Below are 25,006 nucleotides of genomic sequence, written 5' to 3'. Positions count from 1 at the left end.
CTGTTAACGGTGAAGGCCCTTCCGTTCCACCCTGGAAAGCGAGATTCGGCGACGATTTTCGGCAAAAAGGACTCTTTATGTTGTGTGACAGGCACAAAAGTGCCGTGCTGTTCCGCGGCTTGCGAGACCGCAGCGAACCTGCCAAGAGGCTTTTGAACGACGCAGGAAGGTCAGCGGACCAACGCGTAAGTGGTATCGGATCGAGCAACCGCAAAGTTCCTGGAGCCAGCGATTTCAAGGGAACCGATGGTCGCCGCCAGGATCGGCAGGAAGATGCAAAGCCGCAGCAGCAGCCGGCGGATCTCCATCGGATCGAACTTCTGCCATTTGTCATGGCAGCGGGCAAAAGCCTGCTTTGCTAGGACGACATCAGCAATATTCATGACCGTCACTCCCTATCTGCAATGACGGCCTTTGGTCGAACACGGCTCACCAAGTTCGACAGGCGGCACGAAAATTCCGAAAAAATTTCTCGCCCCTGTCGAAATGTGCTTCTTCTGTTCGTCAACCGAGCATCGAAACACAGGAGCACACTCATCATGAAGTATCTCTGTCTGGTCTGGTGCGAGGAAGGGAAGTTCGAGGCGTTGTCCAATGAGGAGAGGGAACAACTCGATCGCGACTCGTTGAGTTATGACCAGGAACTGGTCAGAAGCGGACACATGATTGCTGCGGAAGCGCTGCAGTCGCCTTCGAACTCCGTGGTCGTGCGCGTGCGCCACTCCGAGACTTCCGTGACGGACGGCCCCTTCGCCGAAGCCAAGGAATACATCGGCGGCTTCATCCTCATCAAGGCAAGGGACCTGAACGAGGCGATCCGCGTTGCGGCTGGGATTCCGCTCACCAAGCTCGGCAGCATAGAGGTGCGGCCGGTTCACAGTTTCGGTTGAAGGAGGAACCTATGCATTATCTCTGCCAATTCTGGTTTGAAACGAGCGGGAAGGAACTGTCGAAGGAAGAAGGGGAAAAGCTCACGAAAGACTGCATTGCCTATGACGAAGGCCTCACCAAAAGCGGCCATCTGCTGCTCGCCCAGGCCCTTCGGCCGCCGGCAACGGCAAAGACAGTCCGCATGAGCGACGGAAAAATTTCGGTCACCGACGGACCCTTCGCCGAGATCAAGGAGCACCTTGGCGGTATCATCCTCATCGAAGCCGCGGACATGGACGAGGCGCTTCGCATTGCAAGTCGTTCGCCGCTCGGCAGGCTCGCTGCCATAGAGGTGCGCCCGGCCTATTCGATCAACGAGCAGTGATATCCGCGTGTCATCGGAGGTGGAAGGCATGCCGACACGGCTGAGGTGACGTCTTGCAGAAGCTGATCGACGACATCTACCGCTCTCATTCGCGCAGGGTGCTTGCAACGCTCATCCGCCTGCTCGGCGATTTCGACCGGGCGGAGGAGGCGCTGCACGAGGCCTTCGCCGAAGCGGCGCGGAAGTGGCCAAGGGACGGGGTTCCGGAGAACCCCATGGCCTGGCTGGTGTCGACGGGACGCTTCCGTACCATCGACCAGCTGAGAAGGCGGTCGCGCTTCGACGCGTCGCTGAAGGATATCGAAGACAGCCTCTACCCGGCCAAAGAAGCGGAGATCGGCGATATGGATCTCATAGAAGACGATGTGCTCCGCCTGATCTTCACCTGCTGTCATCCCCTCATTCCGGCGGATGCGCAGATCGCCATGTCACTGAGGGAAATATGCGGGCTGACGACAGAGGAGATCGCTCACGCTTTCCTCATTCCCGCGCCGACGGTCGCGCAGCGGATCGTGCGCGCCAAGAACCGCATCCGCTCTGCCGGAATTCCCTACGAGGTGCCGGACAGGGACCAGTTGCCGGATCGCCTGCAGCGGGTACTACACGTGATCTATCTGGTCTTCAACGAGGGCTACTCGGCTTCCTCCGGAACGGACATCGTCAGGACGGATTTGACGGCGGAAGCTATTCGGCTCTGCCGGACATTGCTCGCCCTTCTGCCGGACCCCGAGGTTTCAGGGCTGCTTGCGTTGATGCTGCTGCAGGACTCGCGGCGTGCGGCGAGGCGGAGCGGGACGGGCGAGATCATCCTGCTTGCCGATCAGGACCGCTCGCTGTGGGACCCTGAGATGATAAGGGAGGGACTGGCCCTGATCGATGCCGCGACGGAGGGCAGCGCGGTCGGCTACTACGCCCTGCAGGCGGCAATCGCCGCCGAACATGTCCGGAAGAGAAAGGCGGAGGAAACCGATTGGCACCGCATCGTCGGACTCTACAATTTGCTTCTCGTCGCCCGCCCCTCGCCAATCATTGAACTGAACAGGGCGGTGGCCGTTGCCATGTGCGAGGGACCTGCGGCCGGTCTTGCGATCGTAGATGCGATCCTCTCCAGGGGAGGACTGCGGGATTACCATCTGGCGCATGCGGCCCGCGCCGACTTCCTGCGCCAGCTCAAGCGCTTCGCCGATGCCCGCCTCGCCTATGAAAAGGCGCTCGAACTTTGCCGCCAGCAACCGGAAAAGGTATTTATCCGCAAGAGGATCGCCGAGCTTCCCGAGTGACACGGAGCCTACTGCATGTTCCCTAAATCGCAGCCGATTTAAGGACAAAAACATGCAGCATTCAAAGTGCTACAGCGTCCTTTGTGGTCTGAAAAGACGCACGGCGCTGTAGAAGGCGCGGCGGCAGTCGCAGAATAACAAAAAAAGCCCCGGATCGCTCCGGGGCCGATGTTCGCGAACTGCCGCAGCAATCAGCAGGCGTCGATGTAGCGACGGCCGTAGCGATCGCGGTAGTAGCACTGGCCCGGCTGCTCGGTGGCACGGCCGATCAGCGCGCCGGAAACACCGCCGATGGCCCCGCCGATGGCCGCGCCGCGAACGTCGTTCGTGATGGCGCCGCCGATGATCGCGCCCGATGCAGCGCCGATGCCGGCACCCTTTTCCGTCTGCGTGCAGCTTGCGACCGACAGAGCGACCAGCACAAGTGCTATGGCTTTCTTCATATTGTCCTCTCCGATTTCAACGGACTTCAGCCTGTTTGCCTCGTCCGTTCTTTGAGTGAATGAAGGGCGACGGTACCGGCGCTCTCCACTTGAACTTGCAATCCGGAAGATACCCTGCCGCCATGGAAAGTCCACGGGAGGGGCAAATCATTCCCGCCGCAAGATAATGCGATCCTTCCTGAACAGAAGATGAAGGCGCTGTCGCCGCGGTTACTGACGGCCCCGGATTTTTTTGCCATTCGGCAGCCGAAACGGTTGCGACATTCGGAAAAAAAACAAATGATACAACGTCGCCAATCGGTCCGGGAGGAGCGGGCCGCTGGCAGTGGGCATTGATATCAGTGACGCGTACTTCCAGTCGCGTGAACATATCACCCGACTTGAAGCCGCGCTCGAAACGGCACTGACCGACCCCGGAGGAGCGAAATGGCGAAAATAACAATGACGGTCAACGGCCGCCAGGTGAGCGGCATGTGCGATGACCGCACGCTGCTGGTGCACTTTATCCGCGAAAATCTTGGTCTGACCGGTACGCATGTCGGCTGCGACACGACCCAGTGCGGCGCCTGTGTCGTCCATATGGACGGCCAGTCGGTGAAAAGCTGCTCCATCCTCGCCGTCCAGGCGGCGGGGTCGTCGATCACGACCATTGAGGGGCTTTCGGCCAACGGCGAGCTTCACCCGGTCCAGGCGGCCTTCAAGGCGTATCATGGGCTGCAATGCGGCTTCTGCACCCCTGGCATGGTCATGACCGCGATCGACATGATCCGCCGTCACGGCAGCAATCTCGACGACGCGACCGTGCGCGCCGAGCTCGAGGGCAATATCTGTCGCTGCACCGGTTATCACAACATCGTCCAGGCGATTCTGGCCGCCGCGGCCGAGATGGGCGGCGTCCGCCACGCGGCGGAATGACGGAAAGCGGGATTCTGATGCATGTCGCCCAAAAGTGTGCAGCGGTTTTGGGACAACGACATGCGCAAAAACAAGGGCTTAAAGCGCGTCGCATGAATTCGAGTGAACGCGACGCGCTTTAAGCGAGAGCGGGATCCGGGCAGAAAATCGCGAGCAGTTTTCCTCGCCCCGCTCGGACGCAAATTCATCGCAGGACTTCGCTGAATGTCTCGGGAGGAGATAGGCAATGGGCGTTGACGGAATCGGCGCGCGGGTGGCGCGCAAGGAAGACAGGCGCTTCCTGACCGGCAAGGGGCGCTACACGGACGATATGAGCGTTCCGGGCATGAAATTCGCGGTCTTCGTGCGCAGTCCCCACGCGCATGCGACCATCAAAAGCATCGATGCGACGGCTGCGAAGACCATGCCGGGCGTTATCGACGTGCTCGACGGCAAGCAATTGCTGGCCGACGGAATCGGCAATCTGATCTGCGGCTGGATGATCCATTCGAAGGACGGCTCGCCGATGAAGATGGGTGCCTGGCGCCCACTCGCCGACAAGACGGTGCGCTATGTGGGTGATGCGGTTGCGATCGTCGTCGCCGACAGCGTTGCCGAAGCGCGGGACGCGGCGGAAGCGGTGGTGGTCGACTACGAGCCCTTGCCGGTGGTCACCGATCCGGTGGAGGCGCTTGGCGGCGGCCAGCCGCAGATCCATCCCGAGGCGCCGAACAACCTGATCTTCGATTGGGAGCTCGGCGATGCGGCAGCGGTCGACCGGGCGATCGCCGCGGCGGCGCATGTGACCGAGATGAAGATCGTCAACAACCGCCTGTCGCCGAACGCCATCGAACCGCGCGCCACGCTCGGGATCTACGATGCCGGCGACGATCACTATACCTGCTACACCACCAGCCAGAATCCGCATCTGGCGCGGCTGGTGATGAGCGCCTTCTACAATGTCGCGCCGGAGAACAAACTGCGGGTGATCGCCCCGGATGTCGGCGGCGGCTTCGGCTCCAAGATCTATATCTATCCGGAGGAGATCGTCTGCCTCTGGGCCTCGAAACGCACCGGCGTGCCGGTGAAATGGACCGCAGACCGCACCGAAGCCTTCCTGACCGATGCGCATGGCCGCGATCATGTATCGACGGTCAAGATGGCCTTCGACGGCAACAACCGGATCACCGCGCTAAAGGTAGACACGATCGCCAATCTCGGCGCCTATATGTCGCTTTTCTCCTCATGCGTGCCGACTTATCTCTATGCGACGCTTCTCTCGGGGCAGTACGCGATCCCGGCGATCCACGCCAATGTTCGTACCGTCTACACCAATACCGCTCCGGTCGATGCCTATCGCGGCGCCGGGCGCCCCGAGGCGACCTATGTCCTGGAGCGGACAATCGAGACGGCGGCGCGCGAACTCGGCCTTCCGCCGGGCGAACTCAGGCGTGTCAATTTCATCCGCACCTTCCCGCATCAGACGCCGGTGATCATGAATTACGACGCCGGCGACTACGAAGCCTCGCTCAACGCGGCGATGGAGGCCGCCGACTGGAACGGCTTTGCGGCGCGAAGGGCCGAGGCGGAGCGGCGCGGGATGAAGCGCGGCATCGGCATGAGTTGCTATATCGAGGCCTGCGGGCTCGCGCCTTCGGCCGCGGTCGGTTCGCTCGGCGCCGGCGTCGGCCTGTGGGAATCGGCCGAGGTCAGGGTGAATGCGGTCGGCACGATTGAGGTGATGACCGGATCGCACAGCCATGGCCAGGGGCATGAAACCACCTTCGCCCAGCTCGTCGCGGAGCGCTTCGGCGTGCCGATCGACAGTGTCAACATCGTCCATGGCGACACGGACAAGGTACAGATGGGCATGGGCACCTATGGTTCGCGCTCCGGCGCCGTTGGCATGTCGGCGCTCGCCAAGGCGCTCGACAAGGTCGAAGCCAAGGCGAAGAAGGTAGCGGCCCACTTGATGGAGGCCGACGAGCGCGACGTCGTCATCGAAGACGGTGCGCTCAAGGTCGCCGGCACCGACAAGTCGGTGCCCTGGTCCCAGGTGGCGCTTGCCTCCTACACCGCGCACAATCTGCCTTCCGGCATGGAACCGGGGCTCAAGGAAAGCGCCTTCTACGATCCGAGCAACTTCACCTTCCCGGCCGGCTGCCACATCTGCGAGGTGGAGGTCGATCCGGAAACCGGCCAGACGAAGATCGTCCAGTTCGTGGCGGCGGACGATTTCGGCAACATCATCAACCCGATGATCGTCGAGGGCCAGGTGCATGGCGGCTTGGCACAGGGCATTGGCCAGGCGCTGCTCGAGGGGGTCCATTATGATGACAGCGGTCAACTGCTGACAGCGAGCTACATGGATTATGCCATGCCGCGCGCGGACGACCTGCCGTCCTTCACGGTGACCACCTCGAACACGCCCTGTCCGGGCAACCCACTCGGCGTCAAGGGTTGCGGCGAGGCGGGAGCGATCGGTTCGCCGCCGGCGCTGATCAATGCGATCACCGACGCGATCGGTAACAACGAGGTCACGATGCCCGCGACGCCGCAGAAGGTCTGGGCCGCGGCGCATGCCGCCCATTGATCGGGAGGACGAGAGATGTACGACACCAACTATCATAGGGCCTCGTCGATCGACGAGGCGGTGAACATGATGGCGGCGGCGGAGGAGGGCAAATATCTCTCCGGCGGCATGACGCTCATTCCCACCATGAAGCAGCGGCTGGCGGCGCCGAGCGATCTCGTCGATCTCAGGCACATCGCGGAGATGAAGGGTATCACGGTCGATGGCCGGTCGGTCAGGATCGGTGCTGGGAGTACGCATGAGGAGGTTGCAACCTCTGCCGCGCTCGCGGCCGTCTGTCCGGCCATTTGCAGGCTCGCCGCTCATATCGGCGACCCGCATGTTCGCCACATGGGCACGCTCGGCGGCTCCATCGCCAACAACGATCCGGCGGCCGACTATCCGGCGGCGATGCTCGCGCTCGACGCGGTGATCGTCACCGACCGGCGCGAGATCAGCGCCGGCGACTTCTTCATCGGACTGTTCGAAACGGCGCTCGAGGAGGGCGAGATCATCACAGCGGTCCGCTTCGAGGCGCCGGCCAGGGCGGCCTACCAGAAGTTTCCCAACCCCGCCTCGCGCTACGCCATGACCGGCGTTTTCGTCGTCAGCCGTGACAATGGCGATGTTCGGGTCGCCGTGACCGGGGCCGGCTCGGACGGCGTCTTCCGCCACCCGGGTCTTGAGGCGGCGCTTTCCGCCAATTGGGCCCCGGATGCCGTCGCAAACGTCACGATCGAGGCTGCCGATCTGCTCTCTGATCTGCATGCGAGTGCTGCCTATCGCGCCAACCTCGTCAAAGTGATGACGAAACGCGCGGTGGCCGCGGCCTGAAGAGGAGGCTACTTAAGTATTGAAAAGGGGGCGGCCGCGGCCGCCCTTTGTCACAATTGCTTGACTTCGATCAAAGTTGAAGGGATTGAGTTGCGCTAGCTGTTTTGGAATAGTTCAAAAGTAAGGGGCCTTTTGCCGCAGGCGTCGGCGTCTTTGCGGGGTTGACCCCCGGATCGCTTTGAAGGAACAAGGCGGCAAGGCACTGGAGTTGATGATGGATTTCGAGAGTTTCTTCAAGAACGAGCTGGACGGGCTGCATCAGGAAGGCCGCTACCGGGTTTTCGCCGAGCTCGCCCGTCACCGCGGTGATTTCCCGAAGGCGACGCGCTACACCGCTGAAGGCACCCAAGAAGTCACCGTCTGGTGCTCGAACGACTATCTCGGAATGGGCCAGTCTCCGATCGTCACCGAAGCGATGAAGCGGGCGATCGACGAATGCGGCGCCGGTGCCGGCGGAACCCGCAACATCTCCGGCACCAATCACTACCACGTTCTGCTCGAGCGCGAGCTTGCCGACCTGCACGGCAAGGAATCGGCGCTTCTGTTTACCTCCGGCTACGTCTCCAACTGGGCCGCGCTCGGAACGCTCTGTTCGAAGATTCCCGGCGTCATCGTCTTCTCGGATGCCGGGAATCACGCTTCGATGATCGAGGGCATCCGTCATTCGAAATGCGAGCGTGTCATCTTCAAACACAATTCGGTGGCCGACTTGGAGGCGAAGCTTGCGGCTGCCGATCCGCGAGCGCCGAAAATCATCGCTTTCGAGTCCGTCTATTCGATGGATGGCGACATCGCGCCGATCAAGGAGTTCTGCGATCTCGCCGACAAATACGGCGCGATGACCTATCTCGACGAGGTGCATGCGGTCGGCATGTACGGCCCGCGCGGCGGCGGCATTGCCGAGCGCGAAGGGCTTATGCACCGTCTGACGGTGATCGAGGGTACGCTCGGCAAGGCCTTCGGTGTTATGGGCGGCTATATCACCGGCTCGGCGGCGCTTTGCGATTTCATCCGCTCCTTCGCCTCGGGATTCATCTTCACGACCGCGCTGCCGCCGGCGCTCGCCGCCGGTGCGCTGGCTTCGATCCGGCACCTGAAGAAAAGCCAGGTCGAACGCTTCGCGCACCAGGAGCGGGTGCGGCGCCTGCGCTCTCTGCTCGATCAGCGCGGCATTCCGCACATGGTCAATCCGAGCCATATCGTACCGGTGATGGTCGGTGACGCGGCCAAGTGCAAGTGGCTTTCCGACCTCCTGCTCGACAATTTCGGCGTCTATGTCCAGCCGATCAATTATCCGACGGTGCCGAAGAAGACCGAGCGCCTGCGCATCACGCCGACGCCGATGCATTCGGACGCCGACATCGACCATCTGGTCGGCGCGCTCCATTCGCTCTGGTCGCGTTGCGCGTTGGCGAGAGCGGTCGCGTAAGTTTCGGCCGACCGATGCTCTGCTAGATCAGCCCGGCGGCCGCCCGCCGGGCTTTTTCGTCCGCCGCAAACACGTCGTCCATGCTACCGGCCGCCGGCAGGTCGGCGAGCCTGTCCATCACCTTTTCGACGATCTCCGCCATCGCCAGGAAGCCGACCCGGCCCTTGATGAAGGCTTCCAGCGCGGTCTCCTTGGCGCCGTTCAACACCGCACCCTGGACGCCGCCGGCTTCCATTGCGCGGCGCGCGAGTTTCAGCGCCGGAAAGCGGAGTTCGTCCGGCGCTTCGAAATCGAGCCGCGCAAGCTTGGCGAAATCGAGCCGCTCGACCGGCAGCTCGCAACGCTTCGGATAGGAAAGCGCATAGCCGATCGCCGTGCGCATATCGGGGCAGCCTAGCTGGGCGAGCACCGAGCCATCGGTGTAGCCGACCATCGAATGGATCACCGATTGCGGATGGACGATCACTTCGATCTGGCTAGGCTCGAGGCCGAAGAGATGCCGTGCCTCGATCATCTCCAGCGCCTTGTTGAACATCGAGGCACTGTCGATCGAGATTTTGAGGCCCATCGACCAGTTGGGGTGGGCGCGGGCGATGTCGGCCGTCACATGCCGCATCTCGTCCAGCGATTTGGTGCGGAACGGGCCGCCCGAGGCCGTCAGGATGATCCGCTCGACCGCATGGCGCTGATCGTTTTCCAGCACCTGGAAGATCGCGTTATGCTCGCTGTCGACGGGAAGCAACCGGCCGCCGCCTCGTTTGACAGTCTCGAGGAAGAGGCTGCCGGCAGAGACGAGGCATTCCTTGTTGGCAAGCGCGATATCGGCGCCGCGGCGGGCGGCTGCAAGTGTGGGGCCGAGCCCCGCATTGCCGACGATTGCCGCCATCACCCAGCCGGCATCCCGTTCGGCCGCCTCGATCAGGCCGCTTCTCCCGGCGGCAACCTCGATGCCGCTGCCGCCGAGCGCATCCTTGAGTTCGCCGTAGCGATGTTCATCGGCGGTCACCGCGAGCTCCGCGCCGATGCGGCGTGCCTGCTCGGCGAGCAACGGGATGTTGCCGTTTCCCGTCAGAGCGGCGATTTCAAATCGGTCGCGCCCGCCGAGCCGCTCGACGACGTCGAGCGTATTGGTCCCGATCGACCCGGTGGAACCCAGTATCGTCAGGCGGCGCTTGCCTTCGTCGCCGGATGCCATTGCCAAATCCCGTATTTTTCTCGTTTGAACGATTTAGATAGGCTCTACAGCCGAAAGCCGCGCGCAACAAGCGCGGAATGGCCCGTCTTTCCATCGCATGTTTTCACCATTGTTGAATGAGGGCCATGCGGGGTGTTTTCTTCTCGCCTTGGACATCGTGACTTATTAGCATCGGCATTGGCGGCGGAACGCGCCGATTAGTCCAGGAGTTGCCGATGCTCAAGGCTCTGATTGCCGCTTCCTGCGCCTGCGTCCTGGTCGAGCTCGCCTCGATGCAGACGGTCGCCGCTGAAAACGTGCCGGAGGAGCTCGTTGGCTCATGGCTCGCCGAAGACATTGGCGGCAGGGGGGTGATCGACGATCTCCGGACGACGCTCGAGATCCGCGAGGACGGCACCTATGGCGGCATGGCTGGCTGCAACAATTTCACCGGCACGTTCAGCCTCTCGGATGCGACGATTTCCTTCGGGTCCGTGGCGGCGACGCGCATGATATGCGCGCCGGCGATCATGGATCAGGAGCAGAAATTCCTGAATGCGCTGGGCGCCGAACTTGGCTGGAAGATCGAAGGCGGGAAGCTGACGCTCGTAAGATCGAACGGCACCCCGGTCATGCGCCTCGCCTCAATGAAGTCCCCGAGCGCCGGTATCGAAGTAGTATTGCATATCCCCGATGCCAGCGCTGTCGATCGAAAAACGGTCCGATACGACTGCGGCGGCGAGACGGTCGAAGCCGAATATATCAATGCTGGCCCGGTGTCGCTGGTCACCTTCTCGATCGGCGGCACCTACGTCGTCGCCTCCGGTGTCATTTCCGGATCGGGCGCCCGCTATGCGGGCGGCCGCTATATCTGGTGGACCAAGGGCGAGGAGGCGACGCTCTTTGATGTGACGAGGGGCGAGGAGGATCCGGGCGTGGTGTGCGAGAGGAAAGATTAGTCCGGCAGGAAAATGGTGATCCCGACGCGATTCGAACGCGTGACCCTCAGATTAGGAATCTGATGCTCTATCCTGCTGAGCTACGGGACCACTCGGAATAGACCCATACAAAAGCGAGGCTCTTTCGCCAAGTGTTTTTCCGCTGACGCGGCCAATTTGCGGGCGCTTCAAAGTGGGGGACTAGCATCATCGATGTCGGGAATGCTAAGCAGGGCCGGGCGGCGCCGGAGGAGGCGTCGCCGCTGTCCTCGTAAACGGCTCCCATCCTAAAGACCTGATCCACACATGTTCATCGGAATTGACTGGGGCGGCACGAAAATGGAGGTCATCGCGCTCGATCGCGATGGCGAGACGCGCGCCCGGCATCGCGTTCCAACCCCGACCAGCGGCTATGACGATTGCATCCGCGCCGTGGTCGATCTCGTGGCCTCGGCCGAACGGACGGCCGGCGAGCGGGGGTCGATCGGCATCGGCATTCCTGGGAGTCCGAATCCGCGTACCGGAATTGTGCGCAATTCCAATGCGGTTCTGATCAACGGCAAGCCGCTTGGTCGCGATCTGGAGGCGGCGCTTGGCAGACAAGTGCGACTCGCCAACGACGCCAATTGCCTCGCGGTCTCCGAAGCCGTCGACGGTGCCGGCAAGGATGCGCGCGTCGTCTTCGGGGTGATCGTCGGAACTGGGCACGGCGGTGGGCTTGCCATCGACAAGAAGGTTCATGCTGGCTACCAGGGGGTCGCCGCCGAGATCGGCCATTATCCGCTGCCCTGGATGACGAAAGACGAATATCCGGGCCACAAATGCTGGTGTGGCAAGCTCGGCTGCCTCGACATGTATGCCTGCGGCACCGGGCTCGAACTCGACTATCTGACGACGACGGGCACGAACCGCCGCGGGCGGGATATCATCGAAGCGAAGCGTGCGGGCGATCCGATCGCCACCGGCGTCTATGAGCGGTTCGTCGACCGGCTGGCACGCAGCCTGGCGCTGCTCACCAATGTGGTCGACCCGGACGTTTTCGTGCTCGGCGGAGGCATGTCCAATGTCGACGAGATCTACGGCGAATTGCCGGCGCTCATCACGAAATACCTGTTCGGCGACAGTTTCGAGACACCAATTCGCAAGGCGGTGCATGGCGACAGCTCCGGCGTGCGCGGCGCCGCCTGGCTTTGGAAGGAATAGTCCAGGAAGAATAGCCAGAGCCGGGGAATTTTCCGCCGCCGCGTCTCATTCGTCCGATTCGATCACCACAAGCGGAGGCATCATGAATATCGACAATGATCTGCGACGGATCGCGCTGCAGGAGCAGCAATTGCAGTTCGAGCAGTTCGATCTCGACATGGCCTGGAAGCTCGGCTCGACGCTTCGGCGCATGGCCGCCGAGCGCAAGCTCGGCGTCGTCATCGACATCACGCTTTTCTCCATGCAGGTCTTCTATGCGGCGCTCGATGGCGCGACCCCGGACAATCCGAACTGGGTGCGGCGCAAGCGCAATACGGTCTTCCGCCTGTTCAGGAGCAGCTACGCGACAGGCCTCAATCTCGCACGCCAGCAGACGAACCTGCAGGCGAAGCTCGGCCTGCCGGACGCCGAATTTGCCGCCCATGGCGGCAGCTTCCCGATCGTCGTGAAGGGGACAGGCTGCATCGGCGCCGTCAGCGTTTCCGGATTGCCGCAGCGCGACGACCACAACCTCGTCGTCGAAGCGCTCGCCGAGGTCCTCGGCGCCGATCACGATGCGCTGAAGCTCGAGAATTGATGGAAAGCAGACAGGGCATGAATATCGATCTGCAGGCACGCGAGCTCGCCGGCTGGCTCGCCGATGCGGCCCTGCCGCTCTGGCGGCAAAAGGGTTTCGATCCGGAGAGCGGCGGCTTCGTCGAGACGATCGACATGAAGGGAGAGGCGACACGGGCAAATCGCCGCTCGCGCGTGCAGCCGCGACAGGTCTATTGTTTCGCGGAAGCAGGTCGGCGCGGCTGGAGCGGAGACTGGCGGACGGTCGCCGAAGGCGGACTTCTCTATTTCGATCGCGTCTATCGGCAGCCGAACGGCTTCTACGGGGCTCTCGCCGATGCCGACGGCCAGATCATCGATCCCTCCTTCGACCTCTATAACCAGGCCTTCGCGCTCCTTGCCTTTGCCTATCTGGCCGAGGTTCTTCCCGAGCGCAAGGCCGAGATGATTGGGCGCAGCGATGATCTCAGGCGCAAGCTCGAGGCTCACCGCAAGCATCCGCTCGCCGGCTTCGAAGAGGACAATCCGCCACGCTTGCCGCTCGGCTCCAATCCGCACATGCATCTCTTCGAAGCGTGCCTTGCGAGCGAGGAGGTCGAGGGATTCGAGCGGGTCGCCTGGACCAATCTCGCCGACGAGATCGCGCATCTGGCGATGGAGCGCTTCATCGATGCCGAAAGCGGCGCGGTGCGCGAATTCTTCGATCACGATTGGGCGCCTTTTCCCGGCGGGAAGGGCCGTATCGTCGAACCGGGCCATCAGTTCGAATGGGCGTGGCTGTTGCTCCGCTGGGCGGAACGGCGCGGCAATTTTGAAGCGATCGGCAAGGCGCGTCGGCTTTTCGACATCGGCGAGGCGCACGGCATCTCCCCGGAGCGCGACGTGGCGGTGATGACGCTGCTCGACGATTTCTCCGTTGCCGATCCGGTGGCGCGCCTCTGGCCTCAGACGGAGTGGCTGAAGGCGGCGATCCGCTTCGCGGCCCTGACCGATGGAGAGGAGCGGCAGCGCTATCTTGCTTCCGCATCGCGCGCCGCCGCGGCGCTCCAGCGCTTCCTAGAAACGCCGGTTCGCGGCCTCTGGCGCGACAAACAGAAGGCCGACGGCAGCTTCATCGACGAGCCCGCGCCTGCGAGCAGCCTCTATCACATCCTCTGCGCGATCTATGAGTTGGAGGATTGCCTGAAGCGGATGTGAGAACACGGGTGTGCAGGCATCTTGCCCGTCACCCCCTTTGTCTCTTCGCCTCGCTTGCGGGAGAAGGTGGCCGGCAGGCGGGATAAGGGGGAAATCTTCAGGAATCTCGCCCAATCGTGTAGCCAGACTAGTTTCACAAGGCCCGCCGCACCCACGGCGGGCTTTTTCTTGCCCCAGAGGTAAATTGTGATTGGCGCGTATGTTGACATAAAGATATCTTTATGTGAGTAAATCAACGGATAGATGTCGTTTTCAGAACGGGAGATTTTCCATGTCCGCCGCTTCCCTGTTCGGAGATGTCGCGCCGAGACCCGATGGATCGGAAGTCTTCCGCGCCTTGAGGCAAGCGGCAGCCGAACGCATCCTGATCATGGATGGCGCCATGGGAACCGAGATCCAGCAGCTCGGTTTCGCCGAGGATCATTTCCGCGGTGAGCGCTTCGGCGGCTGCGCCTGCCATCAACAAGGCAACAACGATCTGCTTACGCTGACGCAGCCGAAGGCGATCGAGGACATCCACTACAGCTATGCCATCACTGGCGCCGATATCCTCGAAACCAACACCTTCTCCTCGACGCGGATCGCCCAGGCCGATTACGGCATGGAAGACATGATCTACGAGCTCAACCGCGACGGCGCGCGGCTGGCGCGTCGGGCAGCGAAGCGCGCCGAGGCCGAGGATGGAAGGCGGCGTTTCGTGGCCGGCGCGCTCGGGCCTACCAACCGCACCGCCTCGATCTCTCCGGACGTCAACAATCCCGGCTACCGCGCCGTCACCTTCGACGATCTGCGGCTCGCCTATGCCGAACAGGTGCGCGGGCTGATCGACGGCGGCGCCGACATCATCCTGATCGAAACGATCTTCGACACCTTGAACGCCAAGGCGGCGATCTTCGCCACGCAGGAAGTCTTTGCCGAGAAGGGCATCCGCCTGCCGGTGATGATCTCCGGCACGATCACCGACCTCTCCGGCCGCACGCTCTCCGGCCAGACGCCGACCGCCTTCTGGTATTCGGTGCGTCACGCGGAGCCATTCACCATCGGGCTCAATTGCGCCCTCGGCGCCAATGCGATGCGCGCCCATATCGACGAGCTTTCCTCGGTCGCCGACACGCTTGTCTGCGCCTATCCGAATGCCGGCCTGCCGAACGAATTCGGCCGCTACGACGAAAGCCCGGACGCGATGGCGGCGCAGATCGAGGGCTTCGCGCGCGACGGCCTCGTCAACATCGTAGGCGGCTGCTGCGGCTCGACGCCGGCTCATATTCGCGCCATCGCCGAAGCCGTCGCCAAATATCCGCCACGCCAGGCCCCCGAGATCGAGCGGCGCATGCGGCTTTCCGGTCTCGAGCCTTTCACGTTCACCGACGAGATTCCTTTCCTCAATGTCGGCGAACGCACCAACGTCACCGGCTCGGCCAAGTTCCGCAAGCTGATCACCACCGGCGACTATGCCGCCGCTCTCGATGTGGCGCGTGACCAGGTCGCGAACGGCGCTCAGGTCATCGACGTCAACATGGACGAGGGCCTGATCGACTCGAAGCAGGCGATGGTTGATTTCCTGAATCTCGTCGCCTCCGAGCCGGACATCGCCCGCGTTCCGGTGATGATCGATTCCTCCAAATGGGAAGTGATCGAGGCCGGACTCAAATGCGTCCAGGGCAAGGCGCTGGTGAATTCCATCTCGCTCAAGGAGGGCGAGGAGGCGTTCCTCCATCACGCGCGGCTCGTGCGCTCCTATGGCGCCGCCGTCGTCGTCATGGCCTTCGACGAGAAGGGGCAGGCCGACAGCAAGCTTCGCAAGGTGGAGATCTGCAAGCGCGCCTATCGGCTGCTGACGGAAGAGGTGGGCTTCCCGCCCGAGGACATCATCTTCGACCCGAACATCTTCGCCGTCGCCACGGGTATCGAGGAGCACAACAATTACGGCGTCGATTTCATCGAAGCCAGCCGCGAGATCATCGCGGCGCTGCCTGATGTGCATGTCTCGGGCGGCGTGTCGAACCTTTCCTTCTCCTTCCGCGGCAACGAGCCGGTGCGCGAGGCGATGCACGCGGTCTTCCTCTATCACGCGATCCATGCCGGCATGGACATGGGCATCGTCAATGCCGGGCAGCTCGCCGTCTATGACGCGATCGACCCGGAGCTGCGCGAGGCCTGCGAGGATGTGGTGCTCAACCGTCGTCAGGATGCGACCGAGCGCCTCTTGGAAATCGCCGAGCGCTATCGTGGGCAGGGCGGCGCGCAGGGCAGGGAGAAGGACCTCGCCTGGCGTGAATGGCCGGTCGAAAAGCGGCTCGAGCACGCGCTCGTCAACGGCATCACCGAATTCATAGAGGCGGACACCGAGGAAGCGCGGCTTGCCGCCGAGCGGCCGCTGCATGTCATCGAAGGGCCGCTGATGGCAGGCATGAACGTCGTCGGCGATCTCTTCGGCTCGGGCAGGATGTTCCTGCCGCAGGTCGTCAAATCGGCGCGGGTGATGAAGCAGGCGGTCGCGGTGCTGCTGCCTTATATGGAGGCGGAGAAGCGCGCAAATGGCGGCGGCGAAGCGCGCGAGAGCGCTGGCAAGATCCTGATGGCGACCGTCAAGGGCGACGTGCACGACATCGGCAAGAACATCGTCGGCGTCGTGCTTGCCTGCAACAATTACGAGATCATCGATCTCGGCGTCATGGTGCCTTCGGCAAAGATCCTGGATGTGGCCAGGGAGCAGAAGGTCGACATCATCGGGCTCTCCGGTCTCATTACGCCGTCGCTCGACGAGATGGTGCACGTCGCGTCCGAGCTCGAGCGGGAAGGCTTCCACATCCCGCTCCTGATCGGCGGCGCGACGACCAGCCGCGTCCACACGGCGGTGAAGATCAATCCGCGCTACAGTCTCGGCCAGACCGTCTATGTCACGGATGCCAGCCGCGCCGTCGGTGTCGTATCGAGCCTCATGTCGCCGGAGGCGCGAGACGCCTATAAGGAGACCGTTCGCGCCGAATATCTCAAGGTCGCCGATGCGCATGCGCGCAACGAGGCGGAGAAGCGCCGCCTGCCGCTCTCCCAGGCGCGGGCGAACGCCCACAGGATCGACTGGGACGCCCATCGGCCGAAGACGCCCTCCTTCCTCGGCACGCGCGTCTTCGAGGACTGGGATCTCGCGGAGCTCGCGCGCTACATCGATTGGACGCCTTTCTTCCAGACCTGGGAGCTGAAGGGCGTCTATCCGCGCATTTTCGATGACGAGCACCAGGGCGCCGCCGCCCGTCAGCTCTTCGACGACGCCCAGGCGATGGTCGACAAGATCGTTGCGGAAAAGTGGTTTGCGCCGAAGGCCGTGGTTGGCTTTTGGCCGGCCGGCAGCGTCGGCGATGACATCCGCCTCTTCACCGATGAGGCGCGCGATCGGGAACTCGCCACCTTCTTCACGCTTCGCCAGCAATTGACGAAACGCGATGGGCGGCCGAACGTCGCGCTCGCCGATTTCGTGGCACCGGCCGACAGCGGCAGGCAGGACTATGTCGGCGGTTTCGTCGTCACGGCGGGTATCGAGGAGGTGGCGATCGCCGAGCGTTTCGAGCGCGCCAATGACGACTATTCCTCGATCATGGTCAAGGCGCTTGCCGACCGCTTCGCCGAGGCCTTTGCAGAGCGCATGCACGAATATGTGCGCAAGGAGCTCTGGGCCTATGCGCCGGAGGAAAGTTTCACGCCGCAGGAACTGATCGCCGAGCCCTATCAGGGCATCCGCCCGGCGCCCGGCTATCCGGCACAGCCGGATCACACGGAGAAGGAAACGCTGTTCCGGCTTCTCGACGCCGAGGCGGCAATCGGCGTCAAGCTCACCGAAACCTACGCGATGTGGCCCGGTTCCTCCGTCTCCGGCCTCTATATCGGCCATCCGGACGCCTATTATTTTGGAGTCGCCAAGATCGAGCGGGACCAGGTGGAGGATTATGCGGAGCGCAAGCGCATGGAAGTGCGCGAGGTCGAGCGCTGGCTCTCGCCGATCCTCAACTATACCCCGATCCCGGAGGCGGAAGCGGCGGAGTAGCAGGCGCTTTCGGCGAGGCAGCGAAGTTCGTCTGCTGAGTGGTCACCGGCTCGCCTTGAGGATCATCTGCGCCGCCTTTTCGGCGATCATGATCGTCGGTGAATTGGTGTTGCCGGAGGTGATCGTCGGCATGATCGAGGCATCGGCGATCCGCAGCCCTTCGAGGCCGCGCAGGCGCAGCTCGGGATCGACGACGCTCTCTGGACCTTCGCCCATCCGACAAGTGCCGACGGGGTGGAAGATCGTCGTGCCGATGTCGCCCGCCGCGCGCTTCAGTTCCTCATCGGTCTCATAGCCCGGCCCCGGCTTGAACTCGACGGGATCGTAGCGGGCGAAGGAGGGTTGCGAGACGATGCGGCGTGTGAGCCGGATCGCCTTCACCGCCACGTCGCGGTCGGCTTCGGTCGTGAGATAACGCGGGCGAATGTCGGGGGCGGTGGCGAAATCCGGGCCTTTCAGATGCACGGATCCGCGGCTTTCGGGCCTCAGATTGCAGACGCTGGCGGTGATCGCCGGGAAGGGGTGCACGGGTTCGCCGAATTTTTCGAGCGAGACCGGCTGGACATGATACTCCAGGTCCGGCGTCTCCTTTTCCGGGCCGGAGCGGGTGAAGATGCCGAGCTGACTTGGCGCCATGGCCATAGGGCCGGAGCGGCGGGCGAGATATTCAAGCCCGATCGCTGCCTTGCCCAGGAACGAACTGGCCTTCTCGTTGAGCGTCGGCACGCCGGTGACCTTGTAGACGAGGCGCAGTTGCAGGTGGTCCTGCAGGTTTTCGCCGACGCCGGGCAGTTCATGTTGCACTTCGATGCCGTTTTCCTTGAGGATTTCCGGCCGGCCGATGCCCGAAAGTTCGAGAATGTGCGGCGAGCCAATCGCACCGGCCGAAAGCACCGTCTCGCGGCGGGCGCGCACGCGCTTGGCGACGCCGTCGTGCTGAAACTCGACGCCTGCGACGCGCCCCTCTTCGAGGATCAATCTGCGCACATGCGCCTTCGTCACGATCGTGAGGTTGCGCCGATGTCTGGCGGGCTTCAGGAAGGCTTTCGCGGTGTTCCAGCGGATGCCGGAGCGCTGGTTGACGTCGAAATAGCCGGAGCCTTCATTGCTGCCGCGGTTGAAATCGTCGGTCTCGGGGATGCCGGCTTCGGCTGCCGCCTTCTGGAAGGCGTCGAGCACCGCCCAGCGGACGCGCGCCTTCTCGACCCGCCATTCGCCGCCGGCGCCATGCATCTCGTCGGCGCCGCGATAGTGGTCTTCGGATTTCTTGAAAAGCGGCAGCACCTCCTCCCAGCTCCAGCCGGTACAGCCGAGCTGGCGCCAGTGGTCGTAGTCGCGCGCCTGGCCGCGCATGTAGATCATGCCGTTGATCGAAGAGCAGCCGCCAAGCACCTTTCCGCGCGGATAGCCGAGCGAGCGGCCGTTCAGGCCTTCTTCCGCTGCGGTGGTGAAGCACCAGTCGGTGCGGGGATTGTTGATGCAGTAGAGATAGCCGACCGGAATGTGGATCCAGTGATAGTTGTCGCTGCCTCCGGCCTCGAGCAGCAGCACGCGGCGATCCGGATTTTCCGACAGGCGGTTGGCGAGCACGCAGCCGGCGCTACCCGCTCCGACGATGATGTAGTCGAACGTGTCCATGGCTTTCTCTGATATAGGGGTCCGCGTTCATGCCGCGGACCGATGTTCGGTCAGTGCGAGTGGCGGTGCTCGAAGCCTAGCTTGCGGCCGAGGCGGGAGTTGTAGAACTCGCCGACGATGCCGCGACGGAACAGAAGCACGCAGACCATGAAGACGACGCCGGTGATGATCGTCACCGGAAATTCGGACGTCGCCAGATAGTTCTGCAGGGTGACGACGAGCGCGGCGCCGAAGAGCGGCCCGATCAGCGTTCCGATGCCGCCGAGAAGCGTCATCAGGATGACCTCGCCGGACATCTGCCAGCCGACGTCCGTCAGCGTCGCGAACTGGAAGACGAGTGCCTTCAGGCCGCCGGCAAGGCCGGTGAGCGCCGCCGACATGACGAAGGCGGCGAGCTTGTAGTTCCTGACCGAATAGCCGAGCGAGATCGCGCGCGTCTCGTTTTCGCGGATCGATTTCAGGATCATGCCGAAGGGCGAATTGATGATCCGCCAGATGATTGCGATGCCGATGACGAAGACCGCGAGCACGAAGTAATACATGTTCGTCGACTGCGAGAGGTCGAGCACGCCGAAGAGATGGCCGCGGGGCACCGATTGGATGCCGTCCTCGCCACGGGTGAACTCGGCCTGCAGGCAGAAGAAATAGAACATCTGCGCGAGCGCGAGCGTGATCATCGCGAAATAGATGCCCTGGCGGCGGATGGCGAAGAAGCCGATGATCGCGCCCAGGAACGCGGCGCCGACGACGCCGGCGAGAATGCCGAGCTCGGGCGGCAGACCCCATTCCTTGACGGCATGCGCGGTGAAGTAGGCCGCGCCGCCGAAGAAGGCGGCATGGCCGAAGGAGAGAAGCCCCGTATAGCCGAGCAGCAGATTGAAGGCGCAGGCAAAGAGCGCGAAACACAAAAGCTTCATCAGGAAGACGGGGTAGAAGAACAGGGGGGCGAGCAGCAGGACAGCGAGGCCTATGCCGAGAAACACCGTCTGGACGACGAGGGGCGTTCGTTCCTTCTGCTTCTCAAGTTCGAGTGTCAGAGTCATGTCAAGCATCCCGGCCGAAGAGGCCTGCCGGCCGTATGAGGAGAACGATGGCCATGATCACGAAGATCACGATGTTGGAGGCCTCCGGATAGAAGACCTTGGTCAGGCCCTCGGCGACACCCAACAGATAGCCGGTGACGATCGCGCCCATGATCGAGCCCATGCCGCCGACGACGACCACCGCGAAGACGACGATGATGATGTTCGATCCCATCAGCGGCGAGACCTGGTAGATCGGGGCGGCAAGCACGCCGGCGAGTGCCGCAAGTGCCGCGCCGAGGCCATAGGTGAGCGTCAGCAGGAAGGGCACGTTGATGCCGAAGGATTGCACCAGCACCGGATTCTCCGTCGCGGCGCGGAGATAGGCGCCGAGCTTGGTCTTCTCGATCACGAGCCAGGTGCCGAGGCAGATGAAGAGCGAGAAGGCGATCGCCCAGCCGCGGTAGATGGGCAGGAACATGAAGCCAAGATTGGCGCCGCCCGTCAGCAGCGCCGGCGTCGCATAGGGTTGCCCCGACGCACCGTAGAGATAACGGAACGTGCCCTCGACGGTGAGCGCAAGGCCGAAGGTGAAGAGCAGGCCGTAAAGCGGGTCGAGCGAATAAAGCCGCCTGAGCATGGTGCGCTCGATCGCCGCGCCGATGAGACCGACAATGAGAGGCGCAAGGACGAGCGCGGGCCAGTAGCCGATGCCGAGATGCGACAGAAGCAGCCAAGCGATGAAGGCGCCGAGCATGTATTGCGCGCCATGGGCGAAGTTGATGACGCGCAAGAGGCCGAAGATGATGGCGAGGCCAAGGCTCAGAAGCGCGTAGAAGGAGCCGTTGATGAGCCCGATCAGGAGCTGTCCGAGGAGGGCCTGGAGCGGAATTCCGAAGATCATCGTCATGGCTTAGACCCCGAGCACGTCATGCAGCATGTCCATGCGTGCCGAAAGTTCCGATACCGGGAACTCGCCGGCGACCTTGCCATGGTCCATGAGATAGAAGCGGTCGGCCACCTTGCTCGCGAAACGGAAGTTCTGCTCCACGAGAAGAACGGTCATGCCGCGCTCCTTGAGTTTCTTGAGGACGTCGCCGATGCGCTGGACGATGACAGGCGCAAGCCCTTCCGTCGGCTCGTCGAGCAGCATCATCCTGACACCGGTGCGCAGGATGCGGGCGATCGCCAGCATCTGCTGTTCGCCGCCCGAAAGCTTGGTTCCCTGGCTGTTGCGGCGTTCGTGGAGATTGGGAAAGAGCTCGAAGATCTCGTCGATCGTCATGCCGCCGCGCGCGACCGCCGGCGGCAGCAAAAGGTTCTCATAGACCGAGAGCGTCGAGAAGATGCCGCGCTCTTCGGGGACGAAGCCTAAGCCCCGGTGGGCGACGCGGTGAACGGCCACGCGGATCAGGTCCTCGCCGGCGAAACTGATCTCGCCTTTGCGCTTGCGCACGATCCCCATGATGGCGCGCAGCGTCGTCGTCTTGCCGACGCCGTTGCGGCCGAGCAGCGTCACCATCTCCCCCTCGCCAACGGTCATGTCGACGCCGTGAAGAACATGGCTTTCGCCGTACCAGGCATGAAGCCCGGAGACCTTGAGCAGCGGCTTCATGTCAGGCCTCCTCCGTGCCCATATAGGCTGTGCGAACGCGCGGATCCTCCGCGACGCTGGCGTAGTCGCCTTCGGCCAGAATCTCGCCGCGCTGCAGCACGGTGACGTGGTGGCAGAGCGTCTCGACGACGGAAAGATTGTGCTCGACCATCAGCACCGCGCGCTCGCGCGCCACCTCGCGGATGATCTCCGCGACCATGCCGACATCCTCGTGGCCCATGCCCGCCATCGGCTCGTCGAGCAGCAGCACCTTCGGATCGAGCGCCAGTGTAGTGGCGATCTCGAGCACGCGCTTACGGCCGTAGGAGAGGTCCGCCGCGACCGCGTTGCGCTCCTTCTCGAGGCCGACCGAGCGGATCAATTGGTCGGCCTTGGCATTGAGCCTATCGAGGGCGGAAAGCGGCCTCCAGAACTGGATCGCCAGGCGGTTCGGCCGCTGCAACGCGACGCGGACATTGTCGAGCACCGAGAGATGCGGAAACACCGCCGAGATCTGGAATGAGCGGACGAGACCCATGCGGGCGACCTTGTCCGGCGCCATCTTGGTGATGTCCTCGCCCAAGAACGTGATCGTGCCGCGGGTCGGCGGCAGGAATTTGGTGAGCAGGTTGAAGACGGTCGTCTTGCCGGCCCCGTTCGGACCGATCAGCGCATGCACGCGGGCATGGTGAACGTCGAGGTCGACGTCCTTGACGGCGGTGAAGCCGCCGAAATCGCGGCGGAGGCCGCGGGCAGAGAGAACCACCCGCGGCGCTCCATTCTCTTGAGGCATGGCGACGGTCATCGCTCGCAGCCGATCAGGACTTCACGAGTTCGCAGCCGCTCTTGGCCGGATCCATGAAGGCATCCTTGCCGGGAATGGTCGCGAGAACCTTGAAATAATCCCAAGGCTCTTTGCTCTCTTCCGGCTTCTTGACCTCGAGCAGGTACATGTCGTGGATCATCCGCCCGTTCGGCGCGACGGTACCGTTTTGAGCGAAAACATCGTTGACCGGCAGGGCATGCAGTTCCTTGGCGACCGCGTCGGCATCGTCGCTGCCGGCCTTCTCGATCGCCTTCAGATATTGCAGCACGGCCGAATAGGTGCCGGCATGCGTCATGTTCGGCATCTTGCCGGTGCGCTCCATGAAGCGCTTGCCGAACTTCGCGGTTTCTTCGTTGCGGTTCCAGTAGAAGCCTTCCGTGAGCGTCAGCCCCTGTGCCGCTTCGAGCCCGAGGCCGTGGACCTCGGCGAGCGTGAAGAGCAGGGCCGCCAGGCGTTGGCCGCCCTGGACGATGCCGAATTCCGCCGCCTGCTTGATCGCGTTCGAGGTGTCGAGGCCGGCGTTCGCAAGGCCGATCACCTTGGCGCCGGAAGATTGCGCCTGCAGCAGGAACGAAGAGAAGTCGGTCGTCGCCAGCGGATGGCGAACGGCGCCGGCGACCGTGCCGCCGTTTTCCTTGACGTAGTTGGCGGTGTTTTCTTCGAGCGAATAGCCGAAGGCGTAGTCCGCGGTCAGGAAGAACCAGCTGTCGCCGCCCTGCTTGACGAGCGCGCCGCCGGTGCCGACTGCGAGCGAATGGGTGTCATAGGCCCAGTGAAAGCCATAGGGGCTGCATTGCTTGCCGGTGAGCTCCGTCGTCGCCGCTCCAGTGACGATGTCGATCTTCTTCTTCTCCTTCGAGATCGCCTGGACGGCGAGCGCCACGGAGGACGTGGTGAGTTCCATGATACTGTCGACCTGCTCCGTGTCGTACCATTGCCGGGCGATGTTGGAGGCGATGTCGGGCTTGTTCTGGTGGTCGGCCGTCACCACCTCGACCGGGACGCCAAGCACCTTGCCGCCGAAGTCCTCGACCGCCATCAGTGCCGCCTCGTAAGATGATTTGCCGCCGAAATCGGCATAGACGCCCGATTGGTCGTTCAAGATGCCGATCTTGACCTTGCCGTCGGATGCGTCGGCAAAAGCGGCGGTGCTGCTGGCGAGCACCATTGCGAGCGTGGCGATCAGTTTCCTGTGCATCTGTTCTCCTCCCAGGATAATGCAGGGCGACGCGGACCATCGTGCGCAAATAGATAGGGCTCGGCCGCGCCCTTTCGAGGCGTCGGCAGTTTCCGTGCCGCTCTGTTCAAATTTGGCCAGACATACTCCTCAAATGTCGGCCTTGACGCCTACAATCCCGAAAATTCTGCTTGGATGCAAGCCGGATGAACCGTAAATTCCAAACAGCGTCTGTTCGTTTTTGAACAGAGAGGTGGGAATATGAATCCGAACTTCACTTGGGACGACCTGCAGTTCTTCCTTGCGGTGGCAAGAACGGGCCAGCTCTCGACCGCCGCCCGGCGGCTGAGGACGAGCCATGCGACGGTTTCTCGTCGTATCGACCGGCTGGAATTCGCGCTCAAGGTCAAGCTCTTCGAGCGCAACCCGCGCGGTTACGTTCTGACCACCATGGGCCAGCGCTTCGTCGAGACTGCCGAGCGGATGGAGCGGGAGACGGAGCAGCTTCAGCTCGACGTCAGCCATGGCATGACTGCGCAGCGCGGCGTCGTGCGGCTGAGCACGCTCGAAGGCTTCGGCAATTTTTTCCTGGCGGACCGACTCGCCGATTTCGCCGGCCGCTACCCGAACATCTCGCTCGAACTCGTGGCGATCCAGCAGATCATGTCGCTGTCGCGGAAAGAGGCGGACATCGCCGTGGCGCTGGCCGCCCCGAAGGCGGGGCCCTACCATTCAGAGGTGCTGACGCCCTATACGCTGCATGTCTACGGCGCGCGCAGCTATCTCGCGGAGCACCCGCTGATCCGCACGCGGCACGATCTCACCTCCCACCGCTTCGTCGGCTATATCGAGGACATGATCTTCACGCCTGGGCTCGACTATCTCGGCGAGATCCAACCGGGTCTGCGCGCCCACTTTCAGAGTTCAAGCATC

22 protein-coding genes and 1 tRNA gene (1 of these 23 cut by a window edge) are annotated in these 25,006 nt (G+C 62.9%); 13 read left to right on the top strand and 10 right to left on the bottom strand.

The genetic code is table 11. The features are described from left to right. Nucleotides 1-170 precede the first annotated feature (170 nt). Nucleotides 171-383 carry a hypothetical protein gene (locus M728_RS14515; protein WP_026619991.1) on the bottom strand — a complete coding sequence of 71 codons (213 nt, stop codon included), beginning with the start codon at nt 381-383 and terminating at the stop codon, nt 171-173. A gap of 156 nt (nt 384-539) precedes the next feature. Here M728_RS14515 and M728_RS14510 point away from each other — a divergent pair, with 156 nt between their 5' ends. Genes M728_RS14510 through M728_RS14500 form a run of 3 tightly spaced genes read left to right on the top strand, consistent with a single transcriptional unit; the run spans nt 540 to nt 2,535 of the window. Beyond that, nucleotides 540-890, top strand: a complete 351-nt coding sequence (locus M728_RS14510) for a YciI family protein (protein ID WP_026619990.1) — start codon at nt 540-542, stop codon at nt 888-890. Between the two features lie 11 nt (nt 891-901). Continuing rightward, entirely contained in the window at nt 902-1,255 is a 354-nt protein-coding gene (locus M728_RS14505; RefSeq protein ID WP_026619989.1) for a YciI family protein, read from the top strand. A 53-nt stretch (nt 1,256-1,308) separates the two neighbouring features. Beyond that, nucleotides 1,309-2,535 carry an RNA polymerase sigma factor gene (locus tag M728_RS14500; RefSeq protein WP_026619988.1) on the top strand — a complete coding sequence of 409 codons (1,227 nt, stop codon included), beginning with the start codon at nt 1,309-1,311 and terminating at the stop codon, nt 2,533-2,535. Nucleotides 2,536-2,726: 191 nt separating this feature from the next. Here M728_RS14500 and M728_RS14495 read toward each other — a convergent pair whose 3' ends face one another. Next, nucleotides 2,727-2,978 carry a glycine zipper domain-containing protein gene (locus M728_RS14495; protein WP_026615565.1) on the bottom strand — a complete coding sequence of 84 codons (252 nt, stop codon included), beginning with the start codon at nt 2,976-2,978 and terminating at the stop codon, nt 2,727-2,729. Nucleotides 2,979-3,404: 426 nt separating this feature from the next. Here M728_RS14495 and M728_RS14490 point away from each other — a divergent pair, with 426 nt between their 5' ends. From M728_RS14490 to hemA, 4 genes are all read left to right on the top strand, one after another. Beyond that, nucleotides 3,405-3,893, top strand: a complete 489-nt coding sequence (locus M728_RS14490) for a (2Fe-2S)-binding protein (RefSeq protein ID WP_026619987.1) — start codon at nt 3,405-3,407, stop codon at nt 3,891-3,893. Between the two features lie 226 nt (nt 3,894-4,119). Beyond that, the gene (locus tag M728_RS14485) at nt 4,120-6,465 is read left to right on the top strand and encodes a xanthine dehydrogenase family protein molybdopterin-binding subunit (RefSeq protein WP_026619986.1); all 2,346 of its coding nucleotides are present in this window, start codon (nt 4,120-4,122) and stop codon (nt 6,463-6,465) included. A gap of 15 nt (nt 6,466-6,480) precedes the next feature. Beyond that, nucleotides 6,481-7,278, top strand: a complete 798-nt coding sequence (locus M728_RS14480) for a xanthine dehydrogenase family protein subunit M (RefSeq protein WP_026619985.1) — start codon at nt 6,481-6,483, stop codon at nt 7,276-7,278. A 214-nt stretch (nt 7,279-7,492) separates the two neighbouring features. Next, entirely contained in the window at nt 7,493-8,707 is a 1,215-nt protein-coding gene (hemA, locus tag M728_RS14475; protein ID WP_026619984.1) for a 5-aminolevulinate synthase, read from the top strand. A gap of 22 nt (nt 8,708-8,729) precedes the next feature. On the opposite strand, the gene dxr is transcribed toward hemA, so the two are convergent. After that, the gene (gene dxr, locus M728_RS14470) at nt 8,730-9,902 is read right to left on the bottom strand and encodes a 1-deoxy-D-xylulose-5-phosphate reductoisomerase (RefSeq protein ID WP_026619983.1); all 1,173 of its coding nucleotides are present in this window, start codon (nt 9,900-9,902) and stop codon (nt 8,730-8,732) included. A 215-nt stretch (nt 9,903-10,117) separates the two neighbouring features. Here dxr and M728_RS14465 point away from each other — a divergent pair, with 215 nt between their 5' ends. Beyond that, on the top strand, nt 10,118-10,840 hold the full coding sequence (locus M728_RS14465; RefSeq protein WP_026619982.1) for an META domain-containing protein: 723 nt from the start codon (nt 10,118-10,120) through the stop codon (nt 10,838-10,840). Between the two features lie 13 nt (nt 10,841-10,853). Here M728_RS14465 and M728_RS14460 read toward each other — a convergent pair. Then, a tRNA-Arg gene (locus M728_RS14460) sits at nt 10,854-10,930 on the bottom strand. A gap of 195 nt (nt 10,931-11,125) precedes the next feature. On the opposite strand from M728_RS14460, the gene M728_RS14455 reads away from it, so the two are divergent. From M728_RS14455 to metH, 4 genes are all read left to right on the top strand, one after another. After that, the gene (locus M728_RS14455) at nt 11,126-12,022 is read left to right on the top strand and encodes an ROK family protein (protein ID WP_026619981.1); all 897 of its coding nucleotides are present in this window, start codon (nt 11,126-11,128) and stop codon (nt 12,020-12,022) included. An 82-nt stretch (nt 12,023-12,104) separates the two neighbouring features. Then, nucleotides 12,105-12,599: a heme-degrading domain-containing protein gene (locus tag M728_RS14450; protein WP_026619980.1), complete on the top strand. Its 495-nt coding sequence runs from the start codon at nt 12,105-12,107 to the stop codon at nt 12,597-12,599. Between the two features lie 17 nt (nt 12,600-12,616). Beyond that, entirely contained in the window at nt 12,617-13,774 is a 1,158-nt protein-coding gene (gene pmi, locus M728_RS14445; RefSeq protein ID WP_026619979.1) for a mannose-6-phosphate isomerase Pmi, read from the top strand. Nucleotides 13,775-14,045: 271 nt separating this feature from the next. Beyond that, the gene (metH, locus tag M728_RS14440) at nt 14,046-17,816 is read left to right on the top strand and encodes a methionine synthase (protein ID WP_026619978.1); all 3,771 of its coding nucleotides are present in this window, start codon (nt 14,046-14,048) and stop codon (nt 17,814-17,816) included. Nucleotides 17,817-17,858: 42 nt separating this feature from the next. On the opposite strand, the gene M728_RS14435 is transcribed toward metH, so the two are convergent. Genes M728_RS14435 through M728_RS14410 form a run of 6 tightly spaced genes read right to left on the bottom strand, consistent with a single transcriptional unit; the run spans nt 17,859 to nt 24,094 of the window. Then, nucleotides 17,859-19,454, bottom strand: coding sequence for a GMC family oxidoreductase (locus M728_RS14435; RefSeq protein WP_026619977.1), 1,596 nt, complete (start codon nt 19,452-19,454; stop codon nt 17,859-17,861). Between the two features lie 50 nt (nt 19,455-19,504). Next, nucleotides 19,505-20,506: a branched-chain amino acid ABC transporter permease gene (locus tag M728_RS14430; RefSeq protein ID WP_026619976.1), complete on the bottom strand. Its 1,002-nt coding sequence runs from the start codon at nt 20,504-20,506 to the stop codon at nt 19,505-19,507. Continuing rightward, nucleotides 20,499-21,386 (bottom strand): branched-chain amino acid ABC transporter permease, encoded by an 888-nt coding sequence (locus M728_RS14425; protein WP_026619975.1) that lies wholly within the window; start codon nt 21,384-21,386, stop codon nt 20,499-20,501. The genes M728_RS14430 and M728_RS14425 overlap by 8 nt, the downstream gene beginning before the upstream one ends. Before the next feature lie 3 nt (nt 21,387-21,389). Next, nucleotides 21,390-22,091, bottom strand: a complete 702-nt coding sequence (locus M728_RS14420; RefSeq protein ID WP_026619974.1) for an ABC transporter ATP-binding protein — start codon at nt 22,089-22,091, stop codon at nt 21,390-21,392. A 1-nt stretch (nt 22,092) separates the two neighbouring features. After that, complete coding sequence (locus M728_RS14415) at nt 22,093-22,875, bottom strand: ABC transporter ATP-binding protein (protein ID WP_026619973.1); 783 nt, start codon at nt 22,873-22,875, stop codon at nt 22,093-22,095. A gap of 13 nt (nt 22,876-22,888) precedes the next feature. Then, on the bottom strand, nt 22,889-24,094 hold the full coding sequence (locus M728_RS14410) for an ABC transporter substrate-binding protein (protein ID WP_026619972.1): 1,206 nt from the start codon (nt 24,092-24,094) through the stop codon (nt 22,889-22,891). A 240-nt stretch (nt 24,095-24,334) separates the two neighbouring features. Between M728_RS14410 and M728_RS14405 the strand changes: the two genes are divergently transcribed. After that, nucleotides 24,335-25,006, top strand: the 5' portion of a protein-coding gene (locus M728_RS14405; protein ID WP_026619971.1) for a LysR family transcriptional regulator. The gene runs 273 nt beyond the window's last position; only the first 672 of its 945 coding nucleotides appear in the window; the start codon lies at nt 24,335-24,337; its stop codon lies off the right edge, out of view.

Source organism: Ensifer sp. WSM1721 (assembly GCF_000513895.2).
Lineage (GTDB): Bacteria > Pseudomonadota > Alphaproteobacteria > Rhizobiales > Rhizobiaceae > Sinorhizobium.
Note: the sequence above shows the minus strand (reverse complement) of the source record. Positions and strands in the feature narration are given on the sequence as shown.

What these genes read in the sequence shown, in the direction of transcription:
- M728_RS14435 (WP_026619977.1), bottom strand. Translation starts at nt 19,454, where the DNA reads ATGGACACGTTCGACTACATCATCGTCGGAGCGGGTAGCGCCGGCTGC.
- M728_RS14485 (WP_026619986.1), top strand. Translation starts at nt 4,120, where the DNA reads ATGGGCGTTGACGGAATCGGCGCGCGGGTGGCGCGCAAGGAAGACAGG.
- M728_RS14495 (WP_026615565.1), bottom strand. Translation starts at nt 2,978, where the DNA reads ATGAAGAAAGCCATAGCACTTGTGCTGGTCGCTCTGTCGGTCGCAAGC.
- M728_RS14410 (WP_026619972.1), bottom strand. Translation starts at nt 24,094, where the DNA reads ATGCACAGGAAACTGATCGCCACGCTCGCAATGGTGCTCGCCAGCAGC.
- M728_RS14455 (WP_026619981.1), top strand. Translation starts at nt 11,126, where the DNA reads ATGTTCATCGGAATTGACTGGGGCGGCACGAAAATGGAGGTCATCGCG.
- M728_RS14415 (WP_026619973.1), bottom strand. Translation starts at nt 22,875, where the DNA reads ATGACCGTCGCCATGCCTCAAGAGAATGGAGCGCCGCGGGTGGTTCTC.
- M728_RS14425 (WP_026619975.1), bottom strand. Translation starts at nt 21,386, where the DNA reads ATGACGATGATCTTCGGAATTCCGCTCCAGGCCCTCCTCGGACAGCTC.
- metH (WP_026619978.1), top strand. Translation starts at nt 14,046, where the DNA reads ATGTCCGCCGCTTCCCTGTTCGGAGATGTCGCGCCGAGACCCGATGGA.
- M728_RS14465 (WP_026619982.1), top strand. Translation starts at nt 10,118, where the DNA reads ATGCTCAAGGCTCTGATTGCCGCTTCCTGCGCCTGCGTCCTGGTCGAG.
- M728_RS14490 (WP_026619987.1), top strand. Translation starts at nt 3,405, where the DNA reads ATGGCGAAAATAACAATGACGGTCAACGGCCGCCAGGTGAGCGGCATG.
- M728_RS14430 (WP_026619976.1), bottom strand. Translation starts at nt 20,506, where the DNA reads ATGCTTGACATGACTCTGACACTCGAACTTGAGAAGCAGAAGGAACGA.
- pmi (WP_026619979.1), top strand. Translation starts at nt 12,617, where the DNA reads ATGAATATCGATCTGCAGGCACGCGAGCTCGCCGGCTGGCTCGCCGAT.
- hemA (WP_026619984.1), top strand. Translation starts at nt 7,493, where the DNA reads ATGGATTTCGAGAGTTTCTTCAAGAACGAGCTGGACGGGCTGCATCAG.
- dxr (WP_026619983.1), bottom strand. Translation starts at nt 9,902, where the DNA reads ATGGCATCCGGCGACGAAGGCAAGCGCCGCCTGACGATACTGGGTTCC.
- M728_RS14420 (WP_026619974.1), bottom strand. Translation starts at nt 22,091, where the DNA reads ATGAAGCCGCTGCTCAAGGTCTCCGGGCTTCATGCCTGGTACGGCGAA.
- M728_RS14510 (WP_026619990.1), top strand. Translation starts at nt 540, where the DNA reads ATGAAGTATCTCTGTCTGGTCTGGTGCGAGGAAGGGAAGTTCGAGGCG.
- M728_RS14505 (WP_026619989.1), top strand. Translation starts at nt 902, where the DNA reads ATGCATTATCTCTGCCAATTCTGGTTTGAAACGAGCGGGAAGGAACTG.
- M728_RS14450 (WP_026619980.1), top strand. Translation starts at nt 12,105, where the DNA reads ATGAATATCGACAATGATCTGCGACGGATCGCGCTGCAGGAGCAGCAA.
- M728_RS14480 (WP_026619985.1), top strand. Translation starts at nt 6,481, where the DNA reads ATGTACGACACCAACTATCATAGGGCCTCGTCGATCGACGAGGCGGTG.
- M728_RS14515 (WP_026619991.1), bottom strand. Translation starts at nt 383, where the DNA reads ATGAATATTGCTGATGTCGTCCTAGCAAAGCAGGCTTTTGCCCGCTGC.